The following is an 18,579-nucleotide window of genomic DNA, read 5'->3' as shown; positions in this document are numbered from 1 at the left end:
GCCGTGCGCACTCAAACTGGCCCGAATGCGTGGCAACATTCGGGCATGAGCGACCTGATGGATTCCCCCTTGCACGCGACGGACCTGGCGCAGGCCATGGTGCTGGCCGCCGGACGCGGCGAGCGCATGCGACCGCTGACCGATCACACCCCCAAGCCCTTGTTGCCGGTGTGCGGACAGCCCCTGATGCAGTGGCCCATGCAAGCGCTGGCCCGCGGCGGCTTCACCCGGCTGGTGGTCAACACGGCGTGGTTGGGGTCGCAGATTTCTGACCACTTTAGCGCCCAGGTGTGCTGGCCAGGGTTGCCGCAGCTCGACATGCGCTACTCGCACGAGGGCGCTGATTTTGGCCATGCCTTGGAGACCGCCGGTGGCATTGTGCGCGCCCTGCCCAGCCTGGGCGAGGTGTTCTGGGTGGTGGCTGGGGATGTTTTCGCACCCGATTTTGTGTTCAGCGCGACAGCGCTGGCGCGTTTTGCCCAGAGCGACAAGCTGGCGCACTTGTGGTTGGTGCCCAACCCGGCGCACAACCCGGGTGGCGACTTTGGTCTGTCCGCAACGGGGCAGGTGCTCAATGTGCCCAAAGGCGCCCCCGCTTGCGAGCTCACCTTCAGCACCATCGCTTTGTACAAAAAAGCTTTTTTCGCCGACTGCGGTCTGCCGGCGGGCAACCCGCAGGGCGTGGCGCTGGCGCTGGCGCCGCTGTTGCGCGCCGCGATGGACCGGGGATGGGTCTCGGGTGAGCGCTACTTGGGGGAGTGGACCGACGTGGGCACGCCCGAGCGGCTGGCCCGGCTCAATGCCCCCCACCCGACCTGAATTTGCCCCAGCCCTTAAGCTCTTCATTTGTTGACCGAAACCCAGACCGAATCCACCATGAACACGTCCTCACTTTATGCCGACCGACGCGCCCGCCTGGCCGCCCAACTGGGTGCGGGTGGCATCGCCATCATCCCGACCGCGCCCGAGCGTCCCCGCAACCGCGACAGTGACTTTCTGTACCGGCACGACAGCTATTTTTATTACCTGACCGGCTTCACCGAGCCGCATGCCACCTTGGTGATCACGGCCGATGGCCAGACCACCTTGTTTTGCCAGCCCAAGGACATGGAGCGCGAAGTGTGGGACGGCATCCGCCTGGGCCCCGAGGCTGCGCCTGCCGCATTGGGGGTGAGCCGGGCCTATTCTTCGGCCGAGTTGGCCGCGCACATGCCCAAGTTGCTCGAAAACCGCAGCACGGTTTGGTACCCCTTTGCCATCCATGCGGGCTTGGAAGGCCGTGTGGACGGCTGGCTGCAGTCGGTGCGCGCGCGGGTGCGTTATGGCGCTTTGTGCCCCGACCAGCAGCGTGACCTGTGCAGCCTGCTCGATGAAATGCGCCTGGTCAAAGACGCGCACGAGCAAGACATCATGCGCCGCGCTTCGGCCATCAGCGCGCGCGCCCACATCCGCGCCATGCAGCGCAGCGCCGCCATGCTGCGCGCCGGGCAAGAGGTGCGCGAATACCACCTGGACGCCGAGTTGTTGCACGAGTTCCGCCAGCACGGCTCGCAGTACCCGGCCTATGGCTCCATCGTGGCGGGCGGTGCCAATGCCTGTGTGTTGCATTACCGCGCCGACACCGCTTTGATTCGCGATGGCGATCTGGTCTTGATCGATGCCGGTTGCGAACTCGATGGCTACGCCAGCGACATCACCCGCACCTTCCCGGCCAATGGCCAATTCACCGGAGCGCAGCGCGCTTTGTACGACCTGGTGCTGGCCTCACAAGACGCGGCCGTGGCCGCCACCAAAGCCGGTGCGCGTTTTGTCGACCCGCACGAGGCCACCGTGGCGGTGCTGGCGCAGGGCCTGCTGGACGTGGGCTTGCTCGACAAAAACAAGGTCGGCCATGCGCAAGACGTGATCGCCAACCGCAGCTATTTCCAGTTCTACATGCACCGCACCGGCCACTGGCTGGGCATGGACGTGCACGATTGCGGCAGCTACGTCGAGCCCTCACAGGTGGGCCAGGTCAGTGAGCGCAAGGACCCACTGAGCGGCGAGCTGATCAAGGACCGCCCCAGCCGCATCTTGCAGCCGGGCATGGTGCTGACCATCGAGCCGGGCCTGTACGTGCGCCCTGCTGCGGGCGTGCCCGAAAAGTTCCACAACATCGGCATTCGCATCGAAGACGACGCCATCGTCACGGCCACGGGGTGCGAGCTGATCACGCGTGGCGTGCCAGTCAAAGCCGATGAGATCGAAGCCCTGATGCGGGGCTGAAAGGCCCATGCAGCCAACATCGCCGCCCGGTTTTTCGGGCACGCTGCTCACCATCCAGATCGGCCAGGTGCGCCCATTAAGGGTGGGCGGCCGAAACATGGTGTCGGCCATTGGCAAAACCACTGTTTCTGGCCCCATCGATGTCGGTATTCTGGGCCTGGCCGGCGACGAGCAAGCCGACCTGTCGGTGCATGGTGGCCTGAGCAAAGCGGTGTACGCCTTGCCTTCGGAGCACCTGACTTGGTGGCAGGCTCAGCGGCAGACCCGAGGTGCGACGATGTTTGAAGAAGCCTTGGCGCCGGGTCATTTGGGTGAAAACCTGAGCCTGCACGGCGTTCTCGAACAGGACCTCTTTGTGGGCGATCGCCTCGACTTTGGCGGTGTGGTTTTGCGCGTGACCCAACCGCGCGAGCCCTGCGGCAAATTCAACGCTGTCATGGGCTACGCCCAGGCCGCCAAAGACATGGTGCAAAGCGGGCGCTGTGGCTTTTATTTGGCGGTGGACCAAGCGGGCCGTTTGCAAGCCGGTGCGGCTTTTCAAATCATTTCAGGGCCACGCTCGGTCAACGTGGTGCAGGCCTTGCAGCACAAAGCCTGGAAGCATCTGCGTTGATCAGACGCCATTTCGCCTTTCATTTGTGCGAAAAAGTCAAAAGCCAACTCACTTGCGAAGGGCATTACCCAGGCCTTGAGCGCTGAATGCGGGGTCTACAATGAAAATACCGCCCAATTGTCGCCCTCGATGTTGACAAATTTCTGGCCATTCCAATCGGTTGCCGAACCCCGGTAACCCTGACAGCACAGCCCTACAACGGAGCAAGATCCATGACCAACAAGGTCCAAGCTGAAGAAAAACGCGCCCAGTTGCGCAAAGCCGCACTGGAATACCACCAGTTTCCCACCCCCGGCAAAATCGCCATCGCCCCCACCAAGCAGCTGGTCAACCAGCACGACCTGGCGCTGGCTTATTCGCCCGGTGTGGCGGCGCCTTGCGAAGAAATCGTCAAGGACCCGGCCAATGCTTTCAAGTACACCAGCCGGGGCAACCTGGTGGGCGTGGTGACCAACGGCACGGCCGTGCTGGGTCTGGGCGATATCGGTCCATTGGCCAGCAAGCCGGTCATGGAAGGCAAGGGCGTGCTCTTCAAGAAGTTCTCGGGCATCGACGTGTTCGACATCGAGATCAACGAAAAAGACCCGGACAAGCTGGTCGAGATCATCGCCTCACTGGAGCCGACGTTTGGCGGCATCAACCTGGAAGACATCAAGGCACCGGATTGCTTCTACATCGAGCGCAAGTTGCGCGAACGCATGAAGATTCCGGTCTTTCACGATGACCAGCACGGTACCGCCATCGTGGTGGGTGCGGCCATCTTGAACGGCCTGAAGATCGTCGGCAAAGACCCCAAGAAGATCAAGCTGGTCACTTCCGGTGCGGGGGCCGCGGCCTTGGCTTGCCTGGGCTTGTTGGTCAAGTTGGGCATTCCCCGCGAAAACATCTGGGTCACCGACCTGGCGGGTGTGGTCTACGAAGGCCGCACCGAGTTGATGGACGAAGACAAGATCCAGTTCGTGCAAAAAACCGAGCACCGCACCTTGCGTGAAGTGATGGCCGGTGCCGACGTGTTCCTGGGCCTGTCGGCTGGGGGCGTGCTCAAACAGGACATGGTCAAGTCCATGGCCGCCAAGCCCCTGATCTTTGCCTTGGCCAACCCCAACCCCGAAATCGACCCCGATGACGTCAAAGCCGTGCGCGACGACGCCATCATGGCCACGGGCCGCACCGACTACCCCAACCAGGTCAACAACGTCCTGTGTTTCCCCTACATCTTCCGGGGCGCCTTGGACTGCGGCGCCACCACCATCACGCTGGAGATGGAAATCGCGGCGGTGCATGCGATTGCCGAGTTGGCGCAAGCCGAGCAAAGCGAAGTGGTGGCAGCCGCCTATGTGGGCGAGCCGCTGGCTTTCGGGCCCGAGTATTTGATCCCGAAGCCCTTTGATCCGCGCTTGATGATGAAAATCGCGCCGGCTGTGGCGCAGGCCGCAGCCGACAGCGGCGTGGCTTCGCGCCCGATTGTCGACATGGACGCTTACCGCGATCGCCTGCAAGGCTTTGTGTATGCCTCGGGCACCATGATGAAGCCCATCTTCACCGCCGCCAAACGCGCCTTGAAGAAACGCATCGCCTACAGCGAAGGCGAAGAAGAGCGCGTGCTGCGTGCCGCCCAGATTGTGGTGGACGAAGGCATTGCCCGCCCCACCCTGATCGGCCGCCCGGCCGTGATCGCCGAGCGCATCGAGAAATTCGGTCTGCGTTTGAAAGAAGAGCTGGACTACGACGTGGTGAACGTGGAGCAAGACGACCGTTACCGCGATTTCTGGCAAACCTACCACCGCATGACCGAGCGCAAGGGCGTCACCCAGCAGATCGCCAAGATCGAGATGCGCCGCCGTTTGTCGCTCATTGGCGCCATGCTGCTGCACAAAGGCGACGTGGACGGCATGATCTGCGGCACCTGGGGCACCAATCCCATGCACCTGAATTACATCGATCAGGTCATCGGCAAGCGTGCAGGCGTCAACACCTTTGCCTGCATGAACGGCTTGATGCTGCCCGGCCGGCAAGTCTTCATGGTGGACACCCATGTCAACTACGACCCCACGGCCGAGCAGTTGGCCGAATTCACGGTCATGGCCGCCGAAGAAATGCGCCGATTCGGTATCCAGCCCAAGGCAGCCCTGTTGTCGCACTCCAACTTTGGCTCCTCCAACCACCCCAGCGCGGTGAAAATGCGCGAGGTGCTGGAGTTGCTGCGCCAAAACGCGCCCTGGTTGGAAGTCGATGGCGAAATGCACGGCGACGTGGCCCTGGACGCCGCCGCACGTCAGGCCATCATGCCCAACAGCAGCCTGATCGGCGACGCAAATTTGTTGGTTTTGCCAAATATTGATGCCGCCAACATCGCTTACAACCTGCTCAAGACCGCAGCCGGTGGCAACATCGCTGTGGGCCCTGTGTTGTTGGGGGCGGCCAAGCCGGTCCACATCCTCACGCCCAGCACCACGGTGCGCCGGATTGTGAACATGACCGCTTTGACGGTGGCCGATGCCAACGCAGCGCGTTGAGGCATAAAACAGGAGTCTGTGCTCACTTAAAGTGTGAATGTCCGGATAGGTTTTGCCTGTTTATTGGGCATTCGCTTGCTTTTTCATGTCGTTTGCCTCACACTAGCGCCTTCGAGTGTTCGGGTTAACCCGGGGACTTCTGAAAGGTGTTTTCATGAAGGTGGCGCGACAATTCGCCTCCCTGCAGCGCTGGTTACCGGTGCTTTTGGGGTTGATGTTCTCATTTTGCACTTTTTTGGTGCAAGCCCGTCCCGCCGCCGATGCCCAAACTTCGCCCCTGATCCGGGTGACAGATTTGCCGCGAGAAGGCCAAGACACGTACCAGCTCATCCGCAAGGGAGGTCCTTTTCCTTACGAAAAGGACGGGACTGTTTTTGGCAATCGTGAGCGTCTTCTGCCCCGCGAGGCGCGGGGGTTTTACCGTGAATACACCGTCAGGACGCCCGGGGTGAAGCACCGGGGAGCGCGGCGCATCGTTTGCGGTGGCCAGGTTCTCCGTGATCCACAGACCTGTTACTACACACAAGACCATTACGCGAGTTTTCGCATGATTGTCGACAAGCCTTGATTTTTTGACTCTAAAGAAAGACCACGGAGATGGACACGCCGATTCGTCATGACCAAGACACGCCCTTGAAGGGTGTGCGGTCCAACATCGTGCAGTCGATCCGCGCTTACCGCGTGAGCGACTTGCAAGAAGCCGCCCAAGGCCTGGGCCACCACTTTTTGTACGCCAACTTGGCCCAAGCCCAAAGCAAACAAGACGTGCTGGACCTCATTGGTGCGCAGTTCACGCTGCCTTCGCACTTTGGCAAGAATTTTGATGCCCTGTACGACTGCATGACCGACCCTTTGCACAAGTCGGGCCCACAGCCGGGTTTCATTGTGGTGCTGGAGCAAATTCCGGCCCATGTCAAATTTGACAAGGAAGCCCGCGAGCAGTTGTTGGACATCTTCCGCGACACCGCCGATTACTGGGGAGACCGGAAGATACCCTTCCGATGCTTCTATTCTTTTCTGTAGCCCGTTCTGCGCAAAACAGCCAAGCAGGACGGGCGAATGAGGCACCAAGCGAGGACGCCGTGATGGCCGAATCGATCGAAGAAGGCGAAAAAATGCCCACCGACAAACTGGTGGACGTGTCGCCTTTGGCGCTGCGCATGAGCAGCCCATTCAACGCAGGTTACTGGCTCGCAGCCGCCTGACCTCGCCTTGAGCCGCTCGTGCGGCGCCCCAGAAAAAGCCCGCTCATGCGGGCTTTTTCGTGGGTCTTGACCGTGGTCCAGAGGGTGCCAACGCGACTTAGACGGCTTGGGCCAAAGCCACAAACTCGGCCACAGGCACTTCTTCGGCGCGGCGCTGCAAATCGAAGTGGCCGGCAAAGCCTTTTTCATCGAGCCATTTGCCCAAGGTGTTGCGCAAGATTTTGCGGCGTTGGCTGAAGGCCACCTGCACCAGCGTCTCCAGCGTCTTGACATGGAGCACGGGCGGTGTGGCCAGGGGCACCATGCGCACCACAGCGCTGTCCACGCGGGGGGGCGGGTCAAAGCTCTCAGGGGGCACAAACAGCACGTTGGCCATGTCGTAGCGCCACTGCAGCATCACCGACAGGCGGCTGTAGTCCGAGGTCGCAGGCTGGGCCACCATGCGGTCGATGACTTCCTTTTGCAGCATGAAGTGCTGGTCTTCGATCACGTCCACCTGCGCCAGCAAGTGGAACAGGATGGGGGTCGAGATGTTGTAGGGCAGGTTGCCCACCACACGGATTTTTTGCAGCGGTGCGGCTTCGGCCGTGGGGGCCAGCATTTGCGTGGCCAAAGCCCGGAAATCCACTTTCAGGACATCCGACTCGACCACCGACAAATGAGGGTGTTCGCGCAAGCGCACTGCCAGATCGCGGTCGAGCTCAATCACGCTCAGGTGGCCCAGGCGTTCGACCAAGGGCTGGGTCAAAGCGGCCAGACCGGGACCGATCTCGACCATGGCCTGGCCGGGTTCGGGATGGATGGCATCGACGATGGCATCGATGATGCCCCCGTCGGTCAGGAAATGCTGGCCAAACCGTTTGCGTGCAATGTGTTTCATTGCGGCGGCTCGCGCATCTCGACGAAGGCCCGTCCGCGAATGTCCTCGAGCCAGGTGACATAAGCTTCATCGAGTTTTTTCTCGCGCAAGGCGTTGCGTGCCATGGTGCGCTGCTCTTGATCGCTCATGGGCGCGTTGCGGCGGTCGGTGACTTCGATCAGGTGCACGCCAAAGCGGGAGACCAAAGGCTCGGCCACTTGGCCAGGACGCAGGCGGTTCATGACCTGTTCGAATTCGGGGACAAACATGCCGGGGTTGGCCCAGCCCAAATCGCCCCCTTGTTGGGCACTGCCGTCTTGTGACATTTGGCGGGCCACGGCGGCGAAATCGGCTTTGCCGGAAACCACCGCTTGGCGCACTTCGGTGAGTTTGGCCACCGCCTGGTCTTGGGGCATTTGTGCCGAAGGCCGCAGCAAGATGTGACGTGCACGGGTTTGCGTGACGAGCAAGGTGTTGGCTTGGCGGCGCTCGATCACCTTGAGGATGTGAAAGCCTGCCGCAGAACGCACAGGCGCAGCCACTTCGCCCACACTCAGCGTGCGCGTGGCGTCCAGGAACAGTTCGGGGTAACGGTCAGCGGGGCGCAAGCCCATTTCGCCGCCATTGGCACCCCGGTCGGCCGCCTGCGAAACTGCTTTGGCCAATTCGGCGAAGTTGTCGCCTGCCCGTGCGCGGCGTGCCACATCGGCGGCGCGTTCACCCAAAGCCTGGACGGCAGACTCGCTGCTGTTTTCAGGCACCGCAATCAAAATCATGCCCAGGTTCAACTGGGCAGGCACTTGCGCAGCCTGGGCTTTGAGTTGTTCGCGCAGGAATTGTTCGACCTCCAAGTCGCTCACACGCACGCGCCCTTCGACCTCACGCTCACGCAAGCGGCTCAAAGTCAACTGGGTGCGCAATTGCTCGCGAAAGCTGCTCAGCGTGATGCCATCTTGCGCCAGGCGTTTGTGCATTTCTTCTCGCGACAGCTGGTTGCTGGTCGCCACATTCAGCTCGGCTTGGTCGATGGCCTCGGTCTCGATCTTGATGCCCGCTTCTCGGGCCTGCTGCATCTGCACTTTTTCGTTGATCAACTGCTCCAGTGCCAAGCGAGTGAGCTCGCTCGCATCGGGCCTGTTGCCTGGGCGGGCGGCAGCTTCGCTGGCCAGACGCTGGCGCAACACCTGGACATCCCGGTTGGTGATGGGCTCGGAATTGACCACCGCCACGATGAAATCCGCGGACCGGTTGCTGGGGGTCGGCGCTGCTGTCTGCGCCCAAGGGTTGGTGGTGCCGAGCAGACCGATCAGGGCCCAGATGGACGCCACCAATGCGGAGCGGGTGGGAGAGAACAGTTTATTCATAGTGCTGGAACCGACTGGGTTGAACCGTGCTGTCGCGCAGGTATTGGTAGCGGGGAATGTTGTCACTGAGGCTCTTGAGGGGGCTCACACCCACGCGGGCGAAACCGATGAACTCAAGCTGGAAAAGAATTCTGCTCGTCGCGCTGGTGGCGCTGACCGTGGAAATGTTGGTCTGCAGCCGTTGAAAAGCCACTCGCCCCAACCAGCAACCCGCATCGTATTCCAGGCCCAGCAAGGTGTCGACCAGGGTGCGCTCTTTCAGACTGTAGTTCAGACGGCCCACGGTGTACCAGCGGTCCGGCCCCAGGCCTTGACCGGGTGTGCGGGACCAGGCGGTTTCGGCTTGCCGGTCGGTGTTGCCCACCAGGTCGCTCAAAGGCCACTGCCAGCCCACGTCCACAAATTCGGAGTTGGGTGTGACTTGGTTGTTGGCGCGGTAAGCCGCATTGATCACCCGGTAGGGGCTGTGGCTGTAGCGTGCTTGCAAGGTGGTCCGGGCGATGTCATGCGTCTGGTTGTTGGCTTGCAGGGTGGCATCGAAGGACCAGCGCTCGTCCCAACGGATGCCGGCACCGAACAAAATGTCGCTCAAACCGGTCTTGCTGGCCGTTTGCCCCGGCAGCAGCACCTGTTGGTCTGAAAACCGGATGCGTTGCGCCACACCCAGCCGAAGCATCTCTGCACCGTTGTTGGCATCAAAAAAGCGGCTGCTCACGCCCAGGGTCAGGGCGTTGTTGTCCACCAGCCGATCCTGGCCCACATAGGTGTTTTCGCTGTAAATCGTGGACAGGTTGAAGTCGGTGGCACCGCTGTCGTAGATCGGCAGCATGCTTTGGTCTTTGTAAGGGGTGTGGGCGTAAAAAGCTCGGGGCTCCAGGGTCTGCAGCACGTTGCGCCCGAACCAGCGGGTTTCGCGTTCAAACACCAGCCCGGAATCCAGGCTGAAGGTCGGCAAGACCCGGTTCACGGCCATCGCGCCATTGTCGAGTGCCCGGTCCATCTGGTAGCGCGTGGCGTGCAGTTGGACTTTGGGGGTCACGAACCCCCAAGGGCGAACCCAGGGTCGGCTGAGCTGGGCTTGGACGAAACTGCGCTCGCCGTTGCGCGGCAAAATCCCGGCGTTGACCAAACTCGCCACGCGAGAAAAGTCGGCTTCAAAACGGGTGGTGTCGCCCACCACCGACCAGTCCAGACCCTCGGCATTCCATTGGCCATAGCGCATGGTGATTTGAGGTGCTCGGTCATAGGGCGGTGCGGCTTCTTGCAGGTTCTGCCAGCGCTGCACTTGGGCGCTCATGCTGAAGTCGCCCCGGCCCCAGGACAGCACACCTGTGGACGGCAGAGCGCGTTGCGTCAGCACCAGGCCTGAGCGGGGAAAGTCACGCCAGTAGTTGTCGTCGCTGACGCGGTTCAGGGTCAGGCCAATACCCACGCGCCCGACACTTTCCAGTCCGGTGTCAATGCTGCCATTGTGTTGGCTGGACAAGCCCCAGCGGCTGTCGTTGCGCAATTTGTCCGAGGGCATCAGGTTCAAGCGCAGTTGTCCGCTGTAGTCGCGCTCCATGTAACGGAATTCGGAATCGACCGCGACGCCCCGTTGGCTCATGACATGGGTGGTGACCGTCGCGTCGCGGTTGGGGGCGATGTCGAAGTAATAGGGCTGCGCCACTTCGATGCCGTTGACCGTGTCGATGCTCAGCAGCGGTGGCAGCAGGCCGGACTTGCGTTCGTTGGTCAAAGGCAGGCTGATCGAGGGGGCGGCAAAAATGGGCACGTCCTGAAATCGGAACTGCACGCCTTCGGCTTGAATGCGCGACTCTTCTTCGTCAACTGTGAGTTTTGCAGCTTTGAGCAACCAGGCGGGCAGCCAATCTGGGCCTGGCGTGCGGCGGCATGTCGTGTAATTGGCCTGGCGAAGCAGGGTTCGCGCGTTGTCCACAAACACGACTTGGGCGGCCTGGCCATAGCCGCCACTGCTGTAGAGCTCAAAGTTTGGCTTGTCGAAGGTGCCTTGGAAGCTGTCGACCTTGAGTCTGAGGTGGGGGCCGGTGAAGACGCTGGTTTCGGTGCTCACGCGCACCTGGCCTTTGGCATCCACCACGTCTTGCGTCTGGTCGTAGTCCACCCGGTCTGCGCTCAAGGCCAGTCCGGGTCGCCGGACACTGGCTTGGCCTTCGACCACCAGGTCCATGTCGGGGCGGGCGGTGATCCTTTGGCCTTTGACAAACACCGCCCCTTCTGATTTCTGCCGATCCGTGACCGCTTCTTCCAGCACAGGGCTGCTGCGCAGTGGCAGGCCAGCCGGCTGCGCTTGCGCCCAGCTGCTCCCCAAGACCCACAACAGCGCCGCAGCCACCGAGCGGGGGACCATGGCTGGAGGTGTCAACGGCGAGGAAGGCGAGGCTAAATGGGTGGCCACAAATGGGGGACAGTGATGAAAAAGACTGGCTGTCATCACCCCTTGGGGCACTGGCAGGCTTTGTAGAATGGGATTATCCATGAGCCACCTCTCTTTATCTTCCATGTCCTCTCCTGCGCCTGTTTCAGCGGTCCATTGGACCGATCCCGTTCGCCAGGCGCTGTTCCAGCAATGGATGGCGGGGATCGCGGCCGCTCAAGGCCTGGTGCCTGCCAGTTTGCGCGTGGCTTCTGCCGATGCCAGTTTCCGACGCTACCTGCGGGTGGACACGGTCCAAGGCGGCAGCCGCATCGTCATGGACGCGCCGCCCGACAAGGAAAATTCCGAGCCTTTTGTGCGCATCGCCGCCTTGATGAAGGGGGCTGGTCTGAACGCCCCCGAGGTGCTGGACTGGGATCAGGCCCAGGGATTCATGCTACTGAGCGACCTGGGCGACGCCACCATGATGTCGGCCATCGACGCCGAGCGCCCGCAGGCCAACCACGGGCTGTACATGCAGGCGGTCGACACGCTGGTGCAGTGGCAGCTGGCCTCCCGGCCTGGCGTGCTGCCGCCCTACGATGCAGCTTTGCTCCAGCGTGAACTCAGCCTGTTCCCGGACTGGTATTTGGCCCAGCACAAGGGCGTATCACTGCAGGGCGCCCAGCGCGAAGTGTTCGACAAGGCCTTTGCCCTGATCGTGCAGCGCAACCTGGCCGCGCCCAGTGTGTATGTCCACCGCGATTTCATGCCGCGCAATTTGATGATGCCCTTGGGCGATGGTGCGCCCCTGGGCGTGCTGGACTTCCAGGACGCGGTCTATGGCCCGATCACTTACGACATCGCCAGCCTGATGCGCGACGCCTTTTTGACGTGGGACGAAGACTTTGTGCTCGACATCACCATCCGCTACTGGGAAAAAGCCCGCAAGGCGGGATTGATGGGCTTTGAAGACTGGCACAGCGACTTTGGCGCGTTTTACCGCGCCGTCGAATGGATGGGCCTGCAGCGCCACCTGAAAGTCGCCGGCATTTTTGCCCGCCTGACGCTGCGCGACGGCAAAGCCAAATACCTGGCCGATGCGCCGCGATTTATCCACTACATCCGCAAGGCATGTGACCGTTACCGCGAGCTGGGCCCGCTGCTGAAGTTGATCGACGAAATCGAAGGCACCACGCCCCAGGTCGGCTTCGCGTACGGGCGCATGTGAGCATGCCCCGTTTTTACTGCCCCGCCCCTTTGGCCACCGGCTTGGCCCTCAGCCTGCCCGCTGGCGCCGCGCGCCATGTGCAGGTGCTGCGCCTGCAGCCGGGCGATGGCATCACCTTGTTCAATGGCGAAGGCGGCGAGTTTGACGCCACCATCACCCGCATGGGCCGCAGCGACGTGGAGGTCGAGCTTGGCGCACACCACCCGTTGGAGCGTGAAGCGGCCCGCGCCGTGCATTTGCTGGTGGGCATCACTGCCAATGAGCGCATGGACTGGCTGGTTGAAAAAGCCACCGAGCTGGGCGTGGCCAGCATCACCCCCCTGGTGGCCGAGCGCAGCGTGCTCAAGCTCAAGGGCGAGCGCGCCGACAAAAAGCTGGCGCACTGGCAAGGTGTGGCCGTGGCGGCGGCCGAGCAATGCGGGCGCAACCGCGTGCCCACGGTGCATGCGGCCGTCACCCTCAAAGCGTGGTTGGCGGGGGCTGAACCCGGTCAGCGCTGGGTCTTGTCTTTGTCAGAAGGCACCCAGGCCCTGTCGACCATGACCGGCAGCGCGCCCGTCACGGTGCTCAGCGGCCCCGAAGGGGGCCTCAGCGCCAGCGAAGAAGCCAGCGCTTTGGCCGCTGGGTTCACCCCCATCACACTGGGTCCACGTGTGCTGCGCGCCGAAACGGCGCCCTTGGCCGTGCTGGCCATTTGCGCCTGAAGTCCTCAGGGCGAGGGAGGGGGTCTTCCGAAACCGTGTTCGCGGCAAGGGCGCCGAGGCGACATGGCTTCATAAGCGGCTGGCGATACACTGCCTGCCATGAACCCCAATTTGATCCTCCTGACCCTTTGCCAGGGCCTGTTCTTCACGAACAACGTCACCTTCATCGCCATCAACGGGCTGGTGGGTTTGTCCATGGCGCCGCTGGGCTGGATGGCGACTTTGCCCGTCATGGGCTATGTGGTGGGCGGCGCGCTGTCCACCGGGCTGGTGGCCAAAAGCCAGTCGCGCTGGGGGCGCAAGGTGTCGTTCCAGCTGGGCCTGGGGGTGGCTTTGTTTTCGGCGCTGCTGGCCGCGTATGCCGCCTGGAGCCACAATTTCTGGCTGCTCGTGGCGGCCACGGTGATCGCGGGCTACTACAGCGCCAACGGCCAGTTGTACCGTTTTGCGGCGGCCGAGTTGGCGGCCGACGGCTTCAAAGAGAAAGCGGTTTCTTTGGTTTTGGCCGGTGGCTTGATCGGGGCCATCGTGGGCCCCAACTTGGCATCGCGCACCCGCACCTTGTACGAGGTGCCGTTTTTGGGCGCTTACATCGCGCTGGGGCTGGTGGCGATTTTGGCCATGGTGTGCATGAGCTTCATCCGTTTTCCTGCGGTGCCCGCCAAAAAACCGGGCGACAGCGTGGGTCGGCCCTTGTCCGAGATCATGCGCCAGCCGGTGTTCATTGTGGCGGCGGCCGCTGCGGCGCTCAGCTACGGCGTGATGAACCTGCTGATGGCCGCCACGCCGCTGGCCATGCAGGTGTGCGGCTTCAGTTTTGACGATGCAGCCTTGGTGTTGGAGTGGCATGTGATCGGCATGTTCGCGCCGGGCTTTTTCACGGGGCACCTGATCAAGAAATTCGGCACGCTGCAGATCATGGCGGTGGGCGTGGTCATCAACTTTGTGTGCATCGCGATTGCCTTGTCGGGCGTCGAGCTGCACCAGTTCCTGATCTCGCTGTTTTTGCTGGGCTTGGGCTGGAACTTTCTGTTCACGGGCAGCACCACGCTGGCCATGCAGGCCTGGACCCCCGCCGAAAAAGACCGGGGTCAGGCGGCCATCAACTTCTTTGTGTTTGCCACCATGGCCGTGACCTCGTTCGCTTCAGGTGCACTGGTCACCACACAGGGCTGGATGTGGCTGAACATCGGTTCGCTGTTCCCGGTGGCCTTGACCGGCCTGGCACTGGCCTGGATGGTGCTCAAGCAGAAAAACGCGCCAGCAGCCAGCGCTTGAGCGCGGCGAACACCTGGGCGCGGTAGAGGTCGTTGAAGATCTCGTGGTACATGGCCTCAAAACATTGGGCCTGGGCCACGGCTTGAGGTGCGGCGCGTGCAAAGTCAGCGGTGGCCTGGGCGTTCACCAGCTTGTCTTGTCCTGCGTACAGGAGCAAGGTGGGCACTTCCCACTGGGCTGCATCGGCCAAGGTTTTCTCACCGTTCTCCAAAATCCAGGCGGCCAGGCCCGTTGAGATGCGCCGGTGGACCAGCGCATCGGTCTTGTAGGCTTTCACCACGTCGGGGTCGCGTGACACAAAGTCGGCTTTCAAGCCGTTGTCCACGCGCCAATGCGGCACCACGCGGGGCAAAGTGGCCAGCAGTATTTTTTGAAACAGGTTGGGAAACGCCCCCAAGGCCGGAGAAGACAAGACCGCGGCATCGACCGGGCGCAAACCCTCGGCCAGCGTGCGGGCCACCACCAGGCCGCCCAGGCTGTGGCCCAGCAAAATGAGCGGCAAGTTCGCCTGAGACGGGCGCTGCCGTGTGTCGTCGATCACCCGGCACAAATCGGCCTGCAGGCTGCCCGGGCGCAGCAGGTCACCGCGAGGGCCTTCTGACTGGCCGTGGCCTTGCTGGTCATAAGCGCGCACCGCAAAGCCCCACTGGTGCAAGTGCGCCGCCACCTCGCCGTAGCGCCCGGCGTGTTCGCCCAGGCCGTGCACCAAGATCACTGTGCCCAGCGGCTTGCTGACAGGCATCGCCCAGTCGTACAAGGCCAATGGGCCCGCCTCGCCATGCAAGCCTGAAATTTGGGGGCGGGGCAAGGAGGGACGTGCGATGACGTTCATCAAGGCATCCGCGCCATCACTTCGGCCACGGCGGCCGTGAGCTTTTTGGCATAAGGCACGTGCAAGAACTCGTTGGGCCCGTGTGCATTGCTCTTGGGGCCGAGCACGCCACAAACCATCATTTGCGCTTTCGGGAAACCGGCGCTGAGCATGTTCATGAGCGGGATGGTGCCGCCCTGGCCGATGTAGCCCACACCGGCACCAAAGTGCGCCTGGCTGGCGCTGTTCAAGGCTTGCTCGAACCAAGGCAGGGTGTCGGGGGCGTTCCAGCCGGTGGCACCCCCGCCGCTTTCAAAGGTGACTTGGGCTTGGTAAGGCGCGTTGTCTTCGAGCAGGGCTTTCATCTCGGCCACGGCTTGTGCCGCGTCCACCAGCGGCGGCAGGCGCAGGCTGAGTTTGAAGGCGGTGTAGGGCCGCAGCACATTGCCCGCGTCTTTCAGGGCTGGAAAGCCATCGGCCCCGGTCACGCTCAGCGTGGGCGTCCAGGTGCGGTTGAGCAGGGCTTGTGTCGGGTCGGTGGTGGTGGGCAGGGCAAAGCTGGTCGAGCCGCCGCAGTCGTAGTGCGCCCAGGGGAAACGCTTGTACACCTCGTCGCCCAAAATGGCGGCCGTGGCTTGGGCTTGCGCCAAACGTTCGGCGGGCACTTCGCAATGGAAGCTGGCGGGCAGCAGGCGGCCGGTGGCGCTGTCTTCCAAGCGGTCGAGCACCTGGCGCATGATGCGGAAACTCGAGGGCACCAGGCCCGAGGCGTCGCCCGAGTGGATGCCTTCGGTGAGGATCTGCACCTTGAGCGTGCCGCTGGCCATGCCCCGCAAACTGGTGGTGAGCCACAGTTGGTCGTAATTGCCCGCCCCACTGTCCAAGCAAATCACCAGGCCCACATCGCCCATGCGCGCGCGCAGGGCATCCACATAGGGCAGCAAGTCGTAAGAGCCCGATTCTTCGCAGGTCTCGATCAGCCCCACGATGCGCGGGTGGGCGGTGTTTTGCGCTTTGAGGGCTTGCACGGCGGCGATGCTGGCATAGACCGCATAGCCGTCGTCCGCGCCACCGCGGCCATACAACTTGCCCTCTTCATACACCGGGGTCCAAGGACCCAGGTCATTGCGCCAGCCATTGAACTCGGGCTGCTTGTCCAGGTGTCCATACATCAGCACCGTTTGGCCCGAGCCAACGCTTTGCGCGCGGGTGGCGGCCACTTCAAAAAACATGACCGGCGTGCGCCCGGGCAGGCGGATGATTTCGAGCGTGAGCCCCTCCACCTTTTGCGCTTCGACCCACTGCGCCGCGTTGCGCAACACGGTTTCGATGTGGCCGTGCGCCGCCCAGTCGCCATCGAAGGCCGGCGACTTGGCCGGGATCTCGATGTACTTTTTCAGCTCGGGCAGGATGGTGCTGTCCCAGGCTTGGGTGACTGCATTCAAGGCGCGGGCGCTGTCGAGGGTGCCAGCGGGCATTTCGCGGTGCAGGGGGGCGTTCATGGTGGGGGCTCCTCGGGGCGACACAAAAGAAAATACTGTAGCGCGTTTGGGTTGGGCTGGCCACGGCAGGCATTGACTGAGGTGACGCCAACGCGGCAGCCCCGGGACAGGACCCCGGCACAATGACCCGTCCATCACCGACCAGGAGCGCCCGATTGAACCTGACACCGCTTGCTCAGCCCGCAACGGGACCGGCACTGCGCACAGGCGGCCTCGTGTTGGCCGCAGGCGCTGGCAGCCGCATGGGCCACCGGCCCAAATGCCTGCTGCAGCTCGACGGCGTGAGTTTGCTGGAGCGGCAATTGCAGGCCTTGACGCTGGCGGGCGTGAGCCCCATTGGGGTGGTGCTGGGGCACCACGCAGAGCGCATTTTGCAAGACGGTGCGGTGGCCCGCTGGGCTGCCCAGCCGGTGCGCAACCCTCAGCCCGATGAGGGCCATGTCAGCTCATTGCGCATCGGCTTGAGGGCTTTGCCACCTGGTCTGGATGCGGTGGTGGTGGCGCTGGCCGATCAGCCGCTGATCAACGCGCCAGCGGTGCAGGCATTGCTAGAGGCTTTTGCGCAACGCCCGGCTGGCACGCAGATGCTGCAACCGAGTGTGAAAGGGTTGCCGGGCAACCCGGTGGTGTTTTCTGGCGCGGTGATGGCGCAGATGCTGGCCAGCGACGAACAAATGGGCGCGCGCCAATGGCAGCGGGCCCACCCCGAAGCCGTTTACCACTGGGAAACACCCCATGGTCATTACCGCCTGGATGTCGACAATGAGGCAGACCGCCAGGCGGTGGAACAGCTGACGGGGCAAAGCCTGCGCTGGCCCAACGATTTGAACCTCTAAACAAGCGACAAGCATGAACAGCATCGACATCGACGTGATCCGCACGGCCCTGGACTGGCAAAGCCGGGGCCATCGCGTGGTCATGGGCACGGTGGTGCGCACTTGGGGCTCGGCCCCGCGTCCACCCGGCTCGCTCATGATCATCCGGGGCGATGGCCAGGTGGCCGGTTCGGTCTCGGGCGGTTGCATCGAAGACGATTTGATTCGCCGCGTGGCCGCTGGCGAGCTGGCGCTGCGCCTGCCCGACACCACTACCTATGGCCAAACCGCCGAAGAGGTGCGCCGCTTTGGTCTGCCGTGTGGCGGCTCGGTGCAGGTGGTGCTGGAGCCTTTGTCGCCACAGTCGCAATTGCGCGAATTGCTGGTGCTCATTGCGCAACACCAGCGTGTGGAGCGCCGCTTGGACATGGCCACGGGCCTGGTGCGCATGAGCGCCGCCACCGAAGGCGATAAGCTGCAGTTTGACGGCCACAGCCTGACCACGGTGCACGGCCCGCGCCTGCGTTTGCTCGTCATCGGTGGCGGGCAGTTGTCACGCTGTCTGGCCAACATGGCCGTGATGCTGGACTACCAGGTCACGGTGTGCGAGCCGCGTGTGGAATACCACGAAGGCTGGGACACCCTGGCCGGCGTGACCCTGTCCACTCAGATGCCCGACGACCTGGTGCTGTCCATGCGCCTGGACCACAACAGCGCCGTGGTGGCGGTGACGCACGACCCCAAGCTCGACGACCTTGCCCTCATGGAGGCGCTGCGCACCCCTGCGTTTTATGTGGGGGCATTGGGCTCACGGCACAACAACGCGCAGCGCCGCCAGCGTTTGCTGGACTTTGATCTGAGCGAAGCCGAAGTGCGCCAACTGCATGGCCCAGTGGGCCTGAACATTGGCGCTTTGACGCCCCCCGAAATTGCTTTGAGCATCGTGGCCGAAATGACCGCCATGCGCCGGGGCACCGATTTGAGCCAAGCGCTCAGCAATTGGGAAGGCTCCAAGACGGTGTGCGGCTTGGTTTGACAG

Annotated in this window: 16 protein-coding genes; 11 read left to right on the top strand and 5 right to left on the bottom strand. The window is 62.8% G+C overall.

Annotation, left to right across the window (positions count from 1 at the left end):
• Positions 1–96 precede the first annotated feature (96 nt).
• The 6 genes from LHAB_RS04075 (at position 97) to LHAB_RS04050 (ending at position 6,417) form a co-directional block, all read left to right on the top strand.
• Positions 97–819, top strand: a complete 723-nt coding sequence (locus LHAB_RS04075) for a nucleotidyltransferase family protein (RefSeq protein WP_090047641.1) — start codon at positions 97–99, stop codon at positions 817–819.
• A 57-nt stretch (positions 820–876) separates the two neighbouring features.
• Complete coding sequence (locus LHAB_RS04070; RefSeq protein ID WP_090047639.1) at positions 877–2,265, top strand: aminopeptidase P N-terminal domain-containing protein; 1,389 nt, start codon at positions 877–879, stop codon at positions 2,263–2,265.
• A gap of 7 nt (positions 2,266–2,272) precedes the next feature.
• A complete protein-coding gene (locus tag LHAB_RS04065; protein WP_090044099.1) occupies positions 2,273–2,878 on the top strand; it encodes an MOSC domain-containing protein in 606 nt (201 codons plus the stop codon).
• A 212-nt stretch (positions 2,879–3,090) separates the two neighbouring features.
• Entirely contained in the window at positions 3,091–5,394 is a 2,304-nt protein-coding gene (locus tag LHAB_RS04060; protein ID WP_090044098.1) for an NADP-dependent malic enzyme, read from the top strand.
• 154 nt (positions 5,395–5,548) lie between these two features.
• Positions 5,549–5,962, top strand: a complete 414-nt coding sequence (locus LHAB_RS04055; protein ID WP_090044097.1) for a guanyl-specific ribonuclease — start codon at positions 5,549–5,551, stop codon at positions 5,960–5,962.
• Between the two features lie 29 nt (positions 5,963–5,991).
• Positions 5,992–6,417, top strand: a complete 426-nt coding sequence (locus tag LHAB_RS04050; RefSeq protein ID WP_090044096.1) for a barstar family protein — start codon at positions 5,992–5,994, stop codon at positions 6,415–6,417.
• Between the two features lie 279 nt (positions 6,418–6,696).
• On the opposite strand, the gene rsmA is transcribed toward LHAB_RS04050, so the two are convergent.
• The 3 genes from rsmA to LHAB_RS04035 are packed head-to-tail and all read right to left on the bottom strand — an operon-like array spanning position 6,697 to position 11,193.
• The gene (gene rsmA / locus LHAB_RS04045) at positions 6,697–7,479 is read right to left on the bottom strand and encodes a 16S rRNA (adenine(1518)-N(6)/adenine(1519)-N(6))-dimethyltransferase RsmA (protein ID WP_090044095.1); all 783 of its coding nucleotides are present in this window, start codon (positions 7,477–7,479) and stop codon (positions 6,697–6,699) included.
• Positions 7,476–8,822, bottom strand: coding sequence for a peptidylprolyl isomerase (locus LHAB_RS04040; protein WP_090044094.1), 1,347 nt, complete (start codon positions 8,820–8,822; stop codon positions 7,476–7,478). The genes rsmA and LHAB_RS04040 overlap by 4 nt, the downstream gene beginning before the upstream one ends.
• Complete coding sequence (locus LHAB_RS04035) at positions 8,815–11,193, bottom strand: LPS-assembly protein LptD (protein ID WP_090044093.1); 2,379 nt, start codon at positions 11,191–11,193, stop codon at positions 8,815–8,817. Before LHAB_RS04035 ends, LHAB_RS04040 begins: the two co-directional genes overlap by 8 nt.
• A 127-nt stretch (positions 11,194–11,320) precedes the next feature.
• Between LHAB_RS04035 and LHAB_RS04030 the strand changes: the two genes are divergently transcribed.
• From LHAB_RS04030 to LHAB_RS04020, 3 genes are all read left to right on the top strand, one after another.
• The gene (locus tag LHAB_RS04030; protein WP_090044092.1) at positions 11,321–12,430 is read left to right on the top strand and encodes an aminoglycoside phosphotransferase family protein; all 1,110 of its coding nucleotides are present in this window, start codon (positions 11,321–11,323) and stop codon (positions 12,428–12,430) included.
• Positions 12,431–12,432: 2 nt separating this feature from the next.
• Complete coding sequence (locus LHAB_RS04025; protein WP_090044091.1) at positions 12,433–13,134, top strand: 16S rRNA (uracil(1498)-N(3))-methyltransferase; 702 nt, start codon at positions 12,433–12,435, stop codon at positions 13,132–13,134.
• 99 nt (positions 13,135–13,233) lie between these two features.
• Positions 13,234–14,412, top strand: coding sequence for an MFS transporter (locus tag LHAB_RS04020; protein WP_090044090.1), 1,179 nt, complete (start codon positions 13,234–13,236; stop codon positions 14,410–14,412).
• Here LHAB_RS04020 and LHAB_RS04015 read toward each other — a convergent pair.
• Positions 14,378–15,244, bottom strand: coding sequence for an alpha/beta hydrolase (locus LHAB_RS04015; protein WP_090044089.1), 867 nt, complete (start codon positions 15,242–15,244; stop codon positions 14,378–14,380). The two genes, LHAB_RS04020 and LHAB_RS04015, sit on opposite strands and share 35 nt — an antisense overlap.
• Positions 15,244–16,725, bottom strand: coding sequence for a M20 family metallopeptidase (locus LHAB_RS04010; protein WP_090044088.1), 1,482 nt, complete (start codon positions 16,723–16,725; stop codon positions 15,244–15,246). Before LHAB_RS04010 ends, LHAB_RS04015 begins: the two co-directional genes overlap by 1 nt.
• A gap of 155 nt (positions 16,726–16,880) precedes the next feature.
• Here LHAB_RS04010 and LHAB_RS04005 point away from each other — a divergent pair, with 155 nt between their 5' ends.
• Together LHAB_RS04005 and LHAB_RS04000 are read left to right on the top strand one after the other, a co-directional pair.
• A complete protein-coding gene (locus LHAB_RS04005) occupies positions 16,881–17,561 on the top strand; it encodes a nucleotidyltransferase family protein (protein WP_228763338.1) in 681 nt (226 codons plus the stop codon).
• 13 nt (positions 17,562–17,574) lie between these two features.
• Positions 17,575–18,576, top strand: a complete 1,002-nt coding sequence (locus tag LHAB_RS04000; RefSeq protein WP_090044086.1) for an XdhC family protein — start codon at positions 17,575–17,577, stop codon at positions 18,574–18,576.
• Positions 18,577–18,579: the final 3 nt, after the last annotated feature.

The organism is Limnohabitans sp. 2KL-27, from assembly GCF_001269345.1.
Taxonomy (GTDB): domain Bacteria; phylum Pseudomonadota; class Gammaproteobacteria; order Burkholderiales; family Burkholderiaceae_C; genus Limnohabitans_A.
This window is presented reverse-complemented; position numbering and strand designations above follow the sequence as displayed.

What these genes read in the sequence shown, in the direction of transcription:
- LHAB_RS04040 (WP_090044094.1), bottom strand. Translation starts at nt 8,822, where the DNA reads ATGAATAAACTGTTCTCTCCCACCCGCTCCGCATTGGTGGCGTCCATC.
- LHAB_RS04070 (WP_090047639.1), top strand. Translation starts at nt 877, where the DNA reads ATGAACACGTCCTCACTTTATGCCGACCGACGCGCCCGCCTGGCCGCC.
- LHAB_RS04020 (WP_090044090.1), top strand. Translation starts at nt 13,234, where the DNA reads ATGAACCCCAATTTGATCCTCCTGACCCTTTGCCAGGGCCTGTTCTTC.
- LHAB_RS04050 (WP_090044096.1), top strand. Translation starts at nt 5,992, where the DNA reads ATGGACACGCCGATTCGTCATGACCAAGACACGCCCTTGAAGGGTGTG.
- rsmA (WP_090044095.1), bottom strand. Translation starts at nt 7,479, where the DNA reads ATGAAACACATTGCACGCAAACGGTTTGGCCAGCATTTCCTGACCGAC.
- LHAB_RS04075 (WP_090047641.1), top strand. Translation starts at nt 97, where the DNA reads ATGGTGCTGGCCGCCGGACGCGGCGAGCGCATGCGACCGCTGACCGAT.
- LHAB_RS04060 (WP_090044098.1), top strand. Translation starts at nt 3,091, where the DNA reads ATGACCAACAAGGTCCAAGCTGAAGAAAAACGCGCCCAGTTGCGCAAA.
- LHAB_RS04065 (WP_090044099.1), top strand. Translation starts at nt 2,273, where the DNA reads ATGCAGCCAACATCGCCGCCCGGTTTTTCGGGCACGCTGCTCACCATC.
- LHAB_RS04030 (WP_090044092.1), top strand. Translation starts at nt 11,321, where the DNA reads ATGAGCCACCTCTCTTTATCTTCCATGTCCTCTCCTGCGCCTGTTTCA.
- LHAB_RS04000 (WP_090044086.1), top strand. Translation starts at nt 17,575, where the DNA reads ATGAACAGCATCGACATCGACGTGATCCGCACGGCCCTGGACTGGCAA.
- LHAB_RS04025 (WP_090044091.1), top strand. Translation starts at nt 12,433, where the DNA reads ATGCCCCGTTTTTACTGCCCCGCCCCTTTGGCCACCGGCTTGGCCCTC.
- LHAB_RS04055 (WP_090044097.1), top strand. Translation starts at nt 5,549, where the DNA reads ATGAAGGTGGCGCGACAATTCGCCTCCCTGCAGCGCTGGTTACCGGTG.
- LHAB_RS04010 (WP_090044088.1), bottom strand. Translation starts at nt 16,725, where the DNA reads ATGAACGCCCCCCTGCACCGCGAAATGCCCGCTGGCACCCTCGACAGC.
- LHAB_RS04015 (WP_090044089.1), bottom strand. Translation starts at nt 15,244, where the DNA reads ATGAACGTCATCGCACGTCCCTCCTTGCCCCGCCCCCAAATTTCAGGC.
- LHAB_RS04035 (WP_090044093.1), bottom strand. Translation starts at nt 11,193, where the DNA reads ATGGTCCCCCGCTCGGTGGCTGCGGCGCTGTTGTGGGTCTTGGGGAGC.